Origin of the sequence: Enterobacter sp. MGH120, assembly GCF_001037725.1 — a bacterium.
In the GTDB taxonomy this organism is placed as follows: Bacteria; Pseudomonadota; Gammaproteobacteria; order Enterobacterales; family Enterobacteriaceae; genus Enterobacter; species Enterobacter hormaechei_C.
Genome location: NZ_KQ089940.1, coordinates 4403539 through 4416567, shown reverse-complemented (window position 1 = coordinate 4416567; position 13029 = coordinate 4403539). Strand labels below are relative to the sequence as shown.

Sequence of the window (13029 nt, the reverse complement as noted above, 5' to 3'; positions counted from 1 at the left end):
GCCTGATAAGCGAAGCGCCATCAGGCTTCGCGTAATGACTTACAGCGACTTCACAAACGCCAGCAGATCTTCGTTGAGCTGGTCCTGGTGGGTCAGCGCGAAGCCGTGCGGCGCGTTGTCGTACACTTTCAGCGTGGCGTTTTTGATCATCTCTGCCGCCAGCTTGCCGGTCGTTTCAAACGGCACGATCTGGTCGTTGCTGCCGTGGATCACCAGCGTCGGCACGTCGATTTTCGCCATATCCGGGCGGAAGTCGGTTTCGGCGAAGGCGGTTACGCAGTCGATGGTGCCCTTCAGGGACGCCAGCAGGGCGATGTTCAGCGTCTGCGTCAGGGCACCGGCAGAAACGGTCTGCCCGGCGTTGGTGCCGTAGAATGGGGTGGCGAAATCGCTGATGAACTGAGCGCGATCTTTACGCAGTCCGTCGCGAATCCCACTGAACACGCTCTGATCGACCCCTTCCGGGTAGCTTTCGGATTTGCCGAAAATGGGCGTTACCGCGCCCAGCAGGGCAAGACCGGCCACGCGCTCGCTGCCGTAGTTGTTGATGTAACGCGTCACGTCGCCGCCGCCCATGGAGAAGCCCACCAGCGTCACGTCGCGCAGATCCAGCGTGGTGATCAGGTCGTTAATGTCGGACGCAAAGGTATCGTAGTCATAGCCGTTCCACGGCTGATCCGAACGCCCAAACCCGCGACGGTCAAAGGCGATGGTGCGGTAGCCGCGCTCGGCCAGGAAGTTCAGCTGGCTGTCCCACATGTCCCCGTCCAGCGGCCAGCCGTGGCTGAAAAGAACCGGTTTGCCCGCGCCGCAGTCTTTGTAATAAATCTGCGTACCATCTTTTGCCTTAAACGTTGCCATAGTGTGTTCCTCTACAGGTGATTGTTATGTTCAGACCGGCGCGACCAGATAACGAATTGCCGGTGATGTTGTGCCCTGATGAAAAGCCAAAACGCGGCTCTGCAACAGGAGGTCATTCATGGTGTGGCGCTCCTGCTGGCGCAGATGCTCGATCCAGGAACCCATCAGGAAGGTTTCGATAAACAGACCCGGACGTTCAATATCTTCGTACACCGCCCAGCTCATCGCCCCGGCGCGGCGGCGCACCCGGCGTAGCTCGTGCACGGCCTGCAAAAACGCTTTCGCGTTCTGCGGGTCGATGATGTACTCATGCGAGACCAGCACCGGGCCACGCTCGTTCGGGAGTTCAATCTCCACCCCGTCCAGCGGCTGCCCGCTCAGGTCGAGATTTAAATCCGGATCTTTCTCCAGCTTCCAGCGGAACACCGTCAGGCTCGCCAGCACCATCCCCAGCGTGGCGACAACCAGCGAAGCCGGAGTGCCGAACTGCGAGGCGATCTGGCCCCAGACGGCGCTGCCTGCGGTCATCGAACCGAAAAAGACCGTCAGATACACCGCCAGCGCCCGGGCTTTTACCCAGCGTGCGGCGCTGCGCTGCGCGCCAAGGTTGAGGGTGGAGAGCACCGCAATCCACGCGAAGCCGGTAAAGAACTCAAACAAGTTTAGCAGCCAAAAGTGACGTACAAATGCCAGCGCCAGCATGGTGATCGCAAACGTCAGGCTGGCGGCCACCATCAGCCGATCGGCGTTCAGCCGCTGGCGCAGACGCGGCAGCAGGATGGCCCCGGCAATGGCGCCAAGGCCGATACACGCCAGCATCACGCCGTAGCCCGCCGGGCCTAAGCCCAGCTCGCGGCGCGCCACCAGCGGCAGCAATGCCCAGCCCGCGCTGCCGAAAACAAAAAAGGCCACGGTGCGCACCAGCACGTTGCGCAGCACCGGCGCGGCGTGCACGTAGCGAATCCCGGAGCGCACCGCAGAGAAGAAGTGCTCCGGTGGCAAACGCTGCACGGACGGTGCCGGACGCCAGCGCCACAGCACCCACGCCACGCCCATCACGGACAGCGCGTTCAGGGCAAACACCATCCACGGCCCGGCAAGCGACAGCAGAAAACCGCCCAGCGCAGGGCCAATTGCCCGGCTGATATTGACCCCGAGCGAGTTAAGCGCCACGGCGGAACCCAGCTCGGGCTTGCTCACCAGGTCAGGGACAATCGCCTGAAACGGCGGCGAACTCATGGCCGCACCCACGCTCAGCAGAAACGTCGCCGCCAGCAGAACGGTGGGGGTGACGTGTCCGGTAAAAGAGAGCAGCGTCAGCCCGGCGGCGGCAATGAACACCCACAGCTGGGAGAAGAGCAGGTATTTACGTCGATCAACGATGTCCGCCATCACCCCGGACGGCAGGGCGAAAAGGAACATCGGCAGGCTGCTCGCCGCCTGCACCAGCGCGATATCCAGCGGATCGGCGCTGAGCGTCAGCATGCTCCAGTTGATACCGACGTCGCTCATCCATGAGCCGACGTTAGAGACCACCGTGGCGATCCACAGCATGCGGAACACCGGCTGGCTCAGCGGCTGCCAGGGTGAAACCGCGGGGGCGGGCGTCGTCTCGACGTGTGCGTCGCGAACGTCGTTTACCTGGGTCATGCGAACCTCTCCGTTGTTTTACGCTGCACTCGCCACTGGCCCGGCCCGGTAAGGGCGAGGGTGGTGAAGATAATCAGCAGCAGCCAGCCAAACTGCCCCTCGGCAATCGACCAGTTCGGGTGGACCGCCAGCATCGCCACCAGCAGCACGGCGATAATCGGCAGGCACGCCAGGCGGGTGTACACGCCCGCAATGATAAACAGCGGGCAGATCACCTCGGCGACGATCGCCGGGATCAGGCTGGCGTAAGGCCCGAAGCCGAACGGATCTTCAATGCGCGTCAGCTCTTCGCTGAAGTGCAGCACCTTCGGCAGGCCGTGCACGTACAGCAGCACCAGGCTGCCGGTCAGGCGCAGAAAGAACAGCCCCGGATCGATCCGGGGCGAAGCGTCATTTTGTTTCATCAGAATGCAAAGCAGCTGCAACCCAGCGCACCCCAGAAAGCGTTATCGTCGGATACCGGCATCTCTGACGTGCGGGCAAAGTCATGCTGGTGGTTGTGAACCCCGCACGGGCCGCTACAGTGGTGAGTCACACTCATACCCACGCGTGCGGCCTGCGGCGGCGCGCTGCGGTAGTGGCCCGGCACCTTCACCACCGGGGACCACTCGGGCAGGACCGGAATGGCGGGCGGCGCGAGTGGGCCAAAAGCGCCTGCGGCATAGACGATATCGCCGTTCACCACGGTGAGGACGGACTCAATGCCCTTGATCTCCTCCTCCGGCACGCGGAAGTAATCTTTGCTGAGCACCGCCAGATCCGCGAGCTGGCCCGCTTTGATCTGCCCCTTCTGGTTCTGCTCGCTGGAGAACCACGCGCTGCCCTGGGTCCAGAGCATCAGGGCGGTATCGCGATCCAGACGGGCGCTGTGATCGTACATCTGCATCCCGCCAACGGTGCGGCCGGAGACCAGCCAGTAGAGCGCGGTCCATGGGTTATAGCTCGCCACGCGGGTGGCGTCCGTTCCCAGGCCCACCGGCACGCCGGTCTCGAGCATTTTCGCCACCGGCGGCGTGTGGCGGGTGGCTTCGATGCCGTAGCGCTCGGCAAAGTACTCGCCCTGGAAGGCCATGCGGTGCTGGACGGCAATGCCGCCGCCGAGTGCTTTGATGCGGTCAATGTTGGCCTGCGACACGGTTTCGGCGTGGTCGAAGAACCAGTGCAGCCCGTTGAACGGAATGTCACGGTTCACCTTCTCGAACACGTCCAGCATGCGGCTGATGGATTCGTTGTAAGTGGCGTGCAGGCGGAACGGCCAGCGGTGCTCCACCAGATGGCGCACTACGCGCTCCAGCTCGTCCTCCATGCCCGGTGCGAGATCCGGGCGCGGCTCGAGGAAGTCTTCAAAATCGGCGGCGGAGAAGACCAGCATCTCGCCCGCGCCGTTGTGGCGGAAGAAATCGCTGCCCTGGCCCGGCGTAAGCATATCGGTCCATTTTTCAAAGTCTTCCAGCTCGTGGCCCGGACGCTGGGTAAACAGGTTGTAGGCGATGCGGATGGTCATCTGCTTTTTCTCGTGCAGCTCGGCAATCACCTCGTAATCTTCCGGGTAGTTCTGGAAGCCGCCGCCCGCGTCGATGGCGCTGGTCAGCCCCAGACGGTTCAGCTCGCGCATGAACTGGCGCGTGGAGTTAATCTGCTGCTCCAGCGGCAGCTTCGGCCCTTTCGCCAGCGTGGCGTACAAAATCATGGCGTTCGGACGGGCAATAAGCATTCCGGTCGGGTTGCCGTTGGCGTCGCGCTGGATCTCCCCGCCCGGCGGGTTTGGCGTGTCTTTGGTGTAGCCGACCACCTTCAGCGCGGCGCGGTTGAGCAGGGCGCGGTCGTACAGGTGGAGGATAAACACCGGGGTGTCAGGCGCGGCGTCGTTAATTTCGTCGAGGGTCGGCATGCGGCGCTCGGCGAACTGGAACTCGCTCCAGCCGCCCACTACACGCACCCACTGGGGCGATGGCGTGCGCAGGGCCTGCTCTTTTAGCATCCGCAGGGCGTCGGCCAGGGACGGCACGCCTTCCCAGCGCAGCTCGAGGTTGTAGTTCAGGCCGCCGCGGATCAGGTGCAGGTGCGAGTCGTTCAGGCCGGGGATGGCGGTGTGGCCTTTTAAGTCGACCACCTTAGTGCCGTCGCAGTGGTGTTGCATCACCTCGGCGACGGTACCCACTTCCAGAAATTTTCCGTCGCGCACGGCAACGGCTTCCGCGACAGGATTCTCGCGATCGACGGTGTGAAACTGGCCGTTAACCAGAATGAGATCGGCTTTACCGAGGGTAACCATAATAGCTCCAGACTAAGAGGGGAATGGTCAGGATTATGGGAACCGGTTTCGGCAAAGATCCAGTTATACAATAGGATAGGTATACCAAAGTATAACTATACCTAAGGTTAACTATACGAAGAGATAATTACACCACAGCGCTGTGGGTCATAGGATGAACGCGATTTTATCGGCGTGCTGTTCGCGGCGATTTTAACCTTTAACCTCACTGGATAATCTTATGACCACTTCTAAGCTCGAAGTCTTAACCCCTGCCAACTGTCAGATCATCTTCATCGATCACCAGCCACAGATGGCGTTCGGCGTGCAGTCTATTGACCGCCAGGTGCTGAAAAACAACACCGTGGCGCTGGCGAAAGCGGCTAAGGTGTTCAGCATCCCAACCATCATCACCACCGTTGAGACCGAAAGCTTCTCCGGCAATACCTATCCGGAGCTGCTGGACGTGTTCCCGGGCCTGGACATTCTGGAGCGTACCTCCATGAACTCCTGGGACGACCAGAAGGTGCGCGACGTGCTGAAGACCAACGGCAAGAAGAAGGTGGTTGTCGCTGGCCTGTGGACCGAAGTGTGCAATAACAGCTTTGCCCTGTGCGCGATGCTGGAAGGCGACTACGAAATTTATATGGTGGCAGACGCCTCCGGCGGCACCTCCAAAGAAGCCCACGACTTCGCGATGCAGCGCATGATCCAGGCGGGCGTGATCCCGGTGACCTGGCAGCAGGTGATGCTGGAGTGGCAGCGTGACTGGGCGCGCAAAGAGACCTACACCGCGGTGATGGATATCGTGCGCGAGCACTCCGGTGCCTACGGAATGGGTGTGGATTACGCCTACACCATGGTGCACAAAGCGCCGTCTCGTCAGAAGAGCGAGCACCGCACCTTAGCGCCGGTTCCGGCACGCTAAGTCCCGCTGGCGGGCTGGTCCCTCATCCGGCTCGCCGCTGCCTTTTTCTCTGGAGTTCACAATGAGTACAGGGTTGATATCCCTCGCGGCAGGCGTGTTGATTGGCCTGATGTATGCCGTGCTGAAGGTGCGTTCCCCCGCGCCGCCCGCGCTGGCGCTGATTGGCCTGCTGGGGATGCTGGCGGGGGAACAGGCGATGCGTCATCTTTTATCCCGCGATAATCCCGCGGGCGTGCAGGTGACGGTTCCCCACGTTCAGCACCTGACCGGAGCGTCATCATGAAGGCCTGGATTATTTCGCTGGTGTGCGGGGTCGCGGCTGGGGTACTTTACGCCCTGCTCGACGTGCATTCCCCGGCGCCGCCGGTCGTCGCGCTGCTTGGCCTGTTCGGCATGCTGGTGGGTGAACAGCTGATCCCCATCGGACGGCGTCTGGTGAGCCGCGAACCGTTGACCCTGGCCTGGTTTCGTCATGAATGCGTACCGAAGATCAGCGGTACCGCGCCCCCAGCGCCCGCGAAGGAAAGCCGCGACGCGTAACGATTTGTTTGAGGAAAGACAGCATGACGCTGCCGTGGCGCATTGCCATCATTGATGACGAACGCTCTGTTCGCAGCGGGCTCAGTAACCTGCTGCAATCGGAAGGGTATGCTACCGATACCTTCGATTCGGCAGAGGTGTTTTTGAGCCACCCTCTCGCCCTGTCCGGCGCGTCGCTGGTGATCACCGACATCAAGCTACGCGGCATGAACGGCATCGAGCTGTTTGAGAAGCTGCGGTTGCTGGCCACGCCGCCACCGCCAATACTGTTTATCTCCGGTCATGCTGATGAAAATATGCAGCGGTATGCACTCAGTCTGGGCGCCGCTGCATTTTTGCGTAAGCCGATTAACATCGATATTCTGCTGGATCATATTCAGCGGGAGCTGACCCGCCGACAATAAGGATCGCGGATGAACGAACATACGTCGCCTGCATTTTGGCCCGCCCGGGGAAGTCTCCATGAAGGGCGGGCTTTTGTTCTGAAAGAGGATGTCATTTTTACCGTGCTGGCGCAGGAGGGCGGCATCGCCTGGATGAACGGGCGGCATCCCCAGTCCGGCGGTTCGTTTATTATTGCCACCGCGGTCAGCGATGAAGAAGAGGAGCGGGCCACCCGGCTGCTGAAAAACGAGTTTGCCCTGCGCGATCGGCTTCATGACGGCTGGGCTATCCGGCCCGTCGCTTCAACCCAGTACCGTGGACGTTTTGCGCTGGTCTACGCGCCGTTCTGCTTTGAACTGCTGGCGTGCCGGGCAGGTAAGGCGATTTCCGGGATCGCCCGCTTTATCGAAATGGCGATCCGCATCTGCGGTCCCCTGCGCCAGATGCATCTGCACAACCTGATCCACGGCGATATCAAACCCGGGGCGTTCTTCGTTCATCACGACGCCACCTGCCGTCTTTGCAGCTTCGGTCTTTCCTGCGGCACCTCCGACGCGTTCTCCCAGTCCCGGCTTGCCGCGTCTGGCGGCACGCCCGCCTACATGTCACCGGAACACACCACGCGTACCCGGCGCGCCGTCGACAGCCGGAGCGATCTCTACAGTCTGGGTATCGTGCTTTATGAACTTCTGACCGGGCGATTGCCGTTTGAACTGAGCGCTGATGACCAGACCAACTGGGCGCATTATCACATTGCCTCTGAGCCGCTTGCGCCGGGGCGGGTGCGCCCGGACGTACCCGGCATGCTGTCGACCATTATCCTTAAGCTGCTGGAGAAGAATCCGGAGAATCGCTATCAGACCGTCGACGGGCTGATTGCCGACCTCAGGCGCTGCCAGGCGACGCTGACCGCCGAAGGTGAGATCGTCGACTTTATTCCCGGCCAGCAGGATCGCTCTCCGGCGATCCATCTTGCCGATTCGCTTTTCTCTGCGCATCCGCAGGCCAGCGACGTCATCGCCGCGTTTGAGCGGGTCAGCCAGAGCGGTGCGCCGGAACTGGTGACGATTGGCGGTCCGTCGGGGATCGGCAAATCTTCCGTGATCGCCACCACGCTGAAATCGCTGCAACAGCGCAAGGTGCTGCTGGCGGTGGGCAAGGTCGATCAATATTCTCCCACGCTGCCCTACGGCGTGCTGAGTTCGGCGTTTCGGACGCTCACGCTGCACCTGCTCGGGCTGCCAGCCGGGGAGGTAGCGACGTGGAAAATCCGTCTGTCGCGCGCGCTGGAAGGCTTCGAGGAGCTGGCCGTTAGCCTGGTGCCGGAGCTGAATTTACTCCTTGAGAACAAACCGCGTTTCTCTGCGGATACCTTTTCCATCGACGCGCGGGCGCGCTTCAGCCATATGGTGCTGGCGCTGGTGAAAACCTTCGCCACCCAGGGCGCGCCGCTGGTGCTGCTGCTGGATAATGTGCAGTGGATCGACGCCGCCAGCCTGCAAACGCTCGATCACCTGCTGCGCGCCTGCGGCGCCATCCCGCTGCTGGTGGTGGTGGCGCACCGCGATCTCAGTTCGCTTTCTGAGCCCACCTTGCAGACCGCGCTGGCGAGCCTGCCGGAGGCGGCGCAGCACGCCACGACGATCGTGCCGCAGCCGCTGTCGGTGAAGGCCGTGGCGCGCTGGCTCGGGGGGATTTTTCATGCCCGCAGTACCGGTACCGCCGATCTTGCCACGCTGATCCATGAAAAAACCGGCGGCAACCCGCTGTTCGTGCAGGAATTTTTCCGCCGCATCGTCGATGACGGACTGGTGGTGCACAACAAATATCAGGGGAAATGGCATTACGATCTCCAGGCCATCCGCGCCCGGCACTACACCGAGAACGTGGTGACGCTGGTGCTTGAACAGCTCAAGGAGATGCCCGACGAGACGCGCCGCCTGCTGGGCAGCATCGCCTGCCTCGGCTGCACGGGCGAGCTGGAGATGCTGTGCCGCGTGGTGGGGCGGTCGGCGGCGGAAATCCGCTACGCGCTTCATCCGGCGGTGACCGCTCAGCTGATTGTGCTGACGGAGAAAGAGTACGCTTTTACCCACGATCGGGTGCAGGAAGCCGCCTTTGCCCTGCTGGATGAGGGCGAGAAAAGCCATCTGCACCTGACCACCGCCAGCCTGCTGGCGGATGCCGCGCGGCAGACGGCGGGCAACGAACTGCTGTTCCGCGCGGTTCACCACGTCAGCGCCGCGCTGGACTGCATCCAGCCTGCACCCCAGCGGCAGCGATTCCGGGAGCTGAGCCTTCAGGCCGCGCGGCGTGCGAAGCGTACCGGCGATTACCTTTCCGCCTTAAGCTATATCCAGACCGCCAGAGCGCTGGGGAATGCGGGCCCGGTCTCGGACTTTATGCTGGATATCGAAGAGGCGGGCTGTGAGTTTGCGCTCGGACACCTGGAGCGCACGCGTGCGCTGTGCGATGCGATCCTCGGTTCACCGGGCGGGCTGACGGAGAAAGCGCTGGCCGCCAACCTGCTGGCGGAAGTTTATATGCGCCAGTCGGAGATCCGCCTGGCGCTGGAGGCGTCGTTATGCTGGCTGGGCGTGTTCGGGATCCAGATCAGCCGCTACCCGGAAAATGCCGAATGTGACGAGGCCTGGCAGCAGTTCTGTCAACGCACCGCCGACGCGCCGCAGAACCCGTTTTCTCAGCTTAAGCTGATGGAGAACGCAGAGACCGAAGCGGTGATGAACCTGCTTTACAGCGCCAGTATTTTCGCCAGCTTTACCTGCCCGCGCCTGCACTTTTTACTCCTGTGCCGGATGATGCACCTCACGCTCGATCACGGCATAACCGGTGCTTCCACCACGGCGATGGCCTGGTTTGGCGTGCTGATTGGCCACCGCTACGCCGAATACCGTCTCGGGTTTGAGTACGGCACGCTGGCTCGTGAGCTGGTGAACCGCCACGGCTATGATGCCTATGAAGCCAAAACCCTGCTGCCGCTCGACCAGCTCAGCGTCTGGACCCAGCCGCTGTCGTACACTATCGAGTGCGCCAAGGCCTGCTTTACCTCAGCGGTGACCCACGGCGACATGACGATGGCCTGCTTCGCGGCCTGTCATCAGATCATTAACTTCCTCTCCCGGGGCGACCATCTGGATGGCGTGCTGACCAGCATCGATCGCGGTCTGGCCTTTGTGCGCAAAACGGATTACCAGGACATTGAAACCGTTCTGCACATTCAGCGCCGCTACGTGGAGTTTTTACGCACGCCGGTGACGGGCCCATGGAGCGCCGCCCAGGCGCTGCCTGACGATCTGCTGCCCGCGCCGCCGGAGCAGGCGCCCGAGCAGACCTCGACCATGCTCTTCTGGTACTGGCTCTATCGCGGGATGGCGCACTTTTCCTGCGGCGAATACGCCGACGCACAGGCGGATTTAGAAATGGCGGGCTGGTATTCGTGGTCCGCGCCGGGTCATATTCATCTGCTGGATTACCATTTTTACAGCGCGCTGGCGCTCTCCCGCCAGCTCACCCCGGAAACCTTTTCGGCGGATTATCGCCGCAGTATTCATCACCATTACGACAAAATAGCCCTCTGGGCGCGGATCAATCCGGGCACGTTTGCCGATAAAGAGGCGCTGATTTATGCCGAAATCGTCCGTCTGGACGGCATGAACAGCATCGCGCTGGAGCAGTATGAAAAAGCGGTGCGACTCTCGCGGGAGGGCGGGTTTAACCCGATCAATGCCCTGGCGCACGAGCTGGCCGGGCGTTTCTCGCTGGCCTGCGGCTACCCGACCGCCTCCGACGCCCATTTCCGCGGCGCAATTGCCGCCTGGGGCCGGGCGGGCGCGCAGGCCAAGGTGCGCCAGCTGGAGCAGGATTTCCCGCATCTGCTGGCCTCCGGGCAGAGCCGCGCGTATGACACGGCGGCGTTTGCCCAGAACGAGGTGATCCGCGATTTACAGAGCGTCATCAAAGCCTCACGCGCCTTGTCCGAAGAGATCAACCTTGAACGTTTAATCGAAAACCTGATGACGCTGCTGCTTGAGCGCGCCGGGGCGCAGCGTGGCCTGCTGCTGCGCGTCAGCGATAATCACATCCCGGAGATTGAAGCCAGCGCCTGGACCAGTACCGACGGGGTACGGGTGCGCATCCTGAAGGCGTCACCGATGGCGACGGACATGCCGCTGTCGGTGCTGGCCGCAGTGATCCGCACCGGGCAGGAGATCCGCACCGGCAAACCGGAGGAGTTTCACCCGTTCAGCCAGGATCCGTATCTGGTGACGTCCGGCGCCGCCGTGATGTGCGTGCCGATGTTCAAACAGGCGCGGCTGGTGGGGGTTCTGTATCTGGAAAACCGCCTGATGCCGGAAGTGTTTACCGCCGAACATTCGCGCGTGGTCAGCCTGCTGGGCGCGCAGGCGGCGGTTTCGCTGGAGACGGCGCGGCTCTACGCCGAGCTGCTGGCGGAAAACATCCAGCGCCGACGGGTGGAGAAAGAGCTGCGCGCCAGCCAGACCTCGCTGATGCTGGGCGAGCAGATCAGCCATACCGGCAGCTGGCGCTGGGAGCTGGTGCAGGATCTGATGTTTATGTCCGAAGAGTACGCCCGTATCCTTGGCCTGCCAGAGCAGCAAAAGATGATCTCAATGGCGGAGTTTTTGACCTTCGTGCATGAGGACGATTATGGCCGGATCAGCACCCTCGTTAACCAGAGCGTGCGTGACGGGCTGTCGATGCGCGCGGAGTTTCGCATCATCCGCACCGACGGCTCCGTTCGTTACCTCCTCGGGATTGGCGATCCGGTGGGCGTCGGCAGCGAGGTGAATGAGTATTACGGCATCATTACCGACATCACCAGCCAGCGGGCGGCGGAGGATGCGATGCGGGTGGCGCAGGCGGATCTGGCGCGGGTCTCACGGGCTACTACCGTCGGGCAACTGACCTCCTCGATCGCGCACGAGATCAACCAGCCGCTGATGTCGATTGTCTCGAACGCCGGCGCGAGCCTGCGCTGGCTCAACCGCGATCCGGCGCGGCTGGACAAAGTGCGCGAGGGGCTGGAGGAGATCGCCGCCGAGGGCGAGCGGGCAGGGGAGATCATCCGCAGCATTCAGTCTCTGACGCGCAAACAGGACCCCACGTTTACGCGAATCGATCTGCACTTCCTGATCCACCACATCATTATGCTTTCCCGCAGCGAACTTGAGCTGCGACACATAAGCGTTGATTATCTTCTGAACGCTGACGACAGCTTTATCATCGGCGACAGCGTGCAGATCCAGCAGGTGTTGCTTAACCTGGTGATGAATGCGATGGAAGCGATGGCGGAAGTGACGGATCGCCCGTGCAGCATCACGATCTCCACCGCGAACTGCGCCGAGGGGAAGGTGATCTTCGAGATCGCCGATACCGGCAGCGGCATTGAGCCGGAGCTCACCGAGCGGATCTTTGACTCGTTCTATTCGACCAAAGCGCAGGGAATGGGCATGGGGCTGACCATCAGCGCCAGCATCATTGAACGGCACCGGGGGAAACTGAGCGCGCGCCGCAGAGAGCCGTACGGCACGGTGTTTACCTTCGCGTTGCCGCTTGCCGGACAGGAGATGTAACGGTTATTCCGCTGGCTGATGTTTGGTCAGGCGCTCGACGGCCCTGACCAGTTCAGCCACGGAGCGGACCTGCATTTTCTCCATCACCCGGCGGCGGTGCACTTTCACCGTAATCTCACTGACGCCCAGCTCGGCGGCGATCTGCTTGTTGAGCTTGCCGCTGACGGCCAGCTCAAGCACCTCATGCTCGCGCGGCGTGAGGGACAGATGGCGCTGTTTCAGGGCGTAGTGCTCTTTGACGCGGGCGGCGTTGTGCTGTGCCAGCCTGAGCGCGGATTCGATGGAGCCGATGAGCGCGCTGGATTCAACGGGCTTAGTGAGAAATTCGTAGGCCCCGCCTTTGATCGCCCGGACGGACATAGGGATGGTGCCGTGGCCGGTGAGAAAGATGATCGGTATTTCCCGCCCGCTGTCTTTCAGCGCATCTGCGACATCAAACCCGGTTATCGTGGGCATTTGCATATCGAGGATCACGCAGGAGGGCAGAGCCTCAAAGGGATGGCTGAGAAAGGCTTCTGCTGAGGAAAAGCCAAGGGCATGTATATCCGCAGATTCCAGCAGCCTGACAACGGACTGCCTGACTGTGTCATCGTCATCAACCACATAAACAATGTGTTCCATTCACCGCCCCAGTGTTGATTTAAATGTCGAGGATGTAAACAGTCACTATGGCTACGTAAGAGACTGTTTATGCTGACTTTCATCTTAACACATTAAATATCATTATCATTTAGCAATATGATAACCATATGAAGTATAGCGAGCTGGAGCGGAGGCGATGAAGGAACGAAACGCTG

Annotated in this window: 10 protein-coding genes; 5 read left to right on the top strand and 5 right to left on the bottom strand. The window is 61.5% G+C overall.

Annotated features, from left to right (window positions below; all coding sequences use genetic code 11):
- Nucleotides 1-39: 39 nt before the first annotated feature.
- From SK54_RS20605 to SK54_RS20590, 4 genes are read right to left on the bottom strand one after another with little or no spacing between them, the layout of a single operon-like run.
- The gene (locus SK54_RS20605; RefSeq protein WP_015572558.1) at nucleotides 40-861 is read right to left on the bottom strand and encodes an alpha/beta fold hydrolase; all 822 of its coding nucleotides are present in this window, start codon (nucleotides 859-861) and stop codon (nucleotides 40-42) included.
- Nucleotides 862-891: 30 nt separating this feature from the next.
- A complete protein-coding gene (locus SK54_RS20600) occupies nucleotides 892-2511 on the bottom strand; it encodes an MFS transporter (protein WP_023295859.1) in 1620 nt (539 codons plus the stop codon).
- A complete protein-coding gene (locus SK54_RS20595) occupies nucleotides 2508-2915 on the bottom strand; it encodes a DoxX family protein (RefSeq protein ID WP_048247855.1) in 408 nt (135 codons plus the stop codon). Before SK54_RS20595 ends, SK54_RS20600 begins: the two co-directional genes overlap by 4 nt.
- Nucleotides 2915-4786, bottom strand: coding sequence for an amidohydrolase (locus SK54_RS20590; protein ID WP_047730971.1), 1872 nt, complete (start codon nucleotides 4784-4786; stop codon nucleotides 2915-2917). The genes SK54_RS20595 and SK54_RS20590 overlap by 1 nt, the downstream gene beginning before the upstream one ends.
- Nucleotides 4787-5006: 220 nt before the next feature.
- Here SK54_RS20590 and SK54_RS20585 point away from each other — a divergent pair, with 220 nt between their 5' ends.
- From SK54_RS20585 to SK54_RS20565, 5 genes are all read left to right on the top strand, one after another.
- The gene (locus tag SK54_RS20585) at nucleotides 5007-5693 is read left to right on the top strand and encodes a hydrolase (RefSeq protein WP_048247853.1); all 687 of its coding nucleotides are present in this window, start codon (nucleotides 5007-5009) and stop codon (nucleotides 5691-5693) included.
- A 61-nt stretch (nucleotides 5694-5754) separates the two neighbouring features.
- Nucleotides 5755-5976, top strand: a complete 222-nt coding sequence (locus SK54_RS20580; protein ID WP_022646923.1) for a DUF1427 family protein — start codon at nucleotides 5755-5757, stop codon at nucleotides 5974-5976.
- A complete protein-coding gene (locus tag SK54_RS20575) occupies nucleotides 5973-6233 on the top strand; it encodes a XapX domain-containing protein (RefSeq protein ID WP_003863056.1) in 261 nt (86 codons plus the stop codon). Before SK54_RS20580 ends, SK54_RS20575 begins: the two co-directional genes overlap by 4 nt.
- A gap of 23 nt (nucleotides 6234-6256) precedes the next feature.
- A complete protein-coding gene (locus tag SK54_RS20570) occupies nucleotides 6257-6637 on the top strand; it encodes a response regulator transcription factor (RefSeq protein ID WP_006810275.1) in 381 nt (126 codons plus the stop codon).
- A 9-nt stretch (nucleotides 6638-6646) separates the two neighbouring features.
- On the top strand, nucleotides 6647-12232 hold the full coding sequence (locus SK54_RS20565; protein WP_048247851.1) for a trifunctional serine/threonine-protein kinase/ATP-binding protein/sensor histidine kinase: 5586 nt from the start codon (nucleotides 6647-6649) through the stop codon (nucleotides 12230-12232).
- Between the two features lie 3 nt (nucleotides 12233-12235).
- Here the strand turns inward: SK54_RS20565 and SK54_RS20560 are convergent, their stop codons facing one another.
- Complete coding sequence (locus tag SK54_RS20560; protein WP_048247849.1) at nucleotides 12236-12853, bottom strand: response regulator transcription factor; 618 nt, start codon at nucleotides 12851-12853, stop codon at nucleotides 12236-12238.
- Nucleotides 12854-13029 lie beyond the last annotated feature (176 nt).

Excerpts from the sequence above, each read along its gene's own strand:
- SK54_RS20605 (WP_015572558.1), bottom strand. The coding sequence starts at position 861 with ATGGCAACGTTTAAGGCAAAAGATGGTACGCAGATTTATTACAAAGAC.
- SK54_RS20600 (WP_023295859.1), bottom strand. The coding sequence starts at position 2,511 with ATGACCCAGGTAAACGACGTTCGCGACGCACACGTCGAGACGACGCCC.
- SK54_RS20595 (WP_048247855.1), bottom strand. The coding sequence starts at position 2,915 with ATGAAACAAAATGACGCTTCGCCCCGGATCGATCCGGGGCTGTTCTTT.
- SK54_RS20590 (WP_047730971.1), bottom strand. The coding sequence starts at position 4,786 with ATGGTTACCCTCGGTAAAGCCGATCTCATTCTGGTTAACGGCCAGTTT.
- SK54_RS20585 (WP_048247853.1), top strand. The coding sequence starts at position 5,007 with ATGACCACTTCTAAGCTCGAAGTCTTAACCCCTGCCAACTGTCAGATC.
- SK54_RS20580 (WP_022646923.1), top strand. The coding sequence starts at position 5,755 with ATGAGTACAGGGTTGATATCCCTCGCGGCAGGCGTGTTGATTGGCCTG.
- SK54_RS20575 (WP_003863056.1), top strand. The coding sequence starts at position 5,973 with ATGAAGGCCTGGATTATTTCGCTGGTGTGCGGGGTCGCGGCTGGGGTA.
- SK54_RS20570 (WP_006810275.1), top strand. The coding sequence starts at position 6,257 with ATGACGCTGCCGTGGCGCATTGCCATCATTGATGACGAACGCTCTGTT.
- SK54_RS20565 (WP_048247851.1), top strand. The coding sequence starts at position 6,647 with ATGAACGAACATACGTCGCCTGCATTTTGGCCCGCCCGGGGAAGTCTC.
- SK54_RS20560 (WP_048247849.1), bottom strand. The coding sequence starts at position 12,853 with ATGGAACACATTGTTTATGTGGTTGATGACGATGACACAGTCAGGCAG.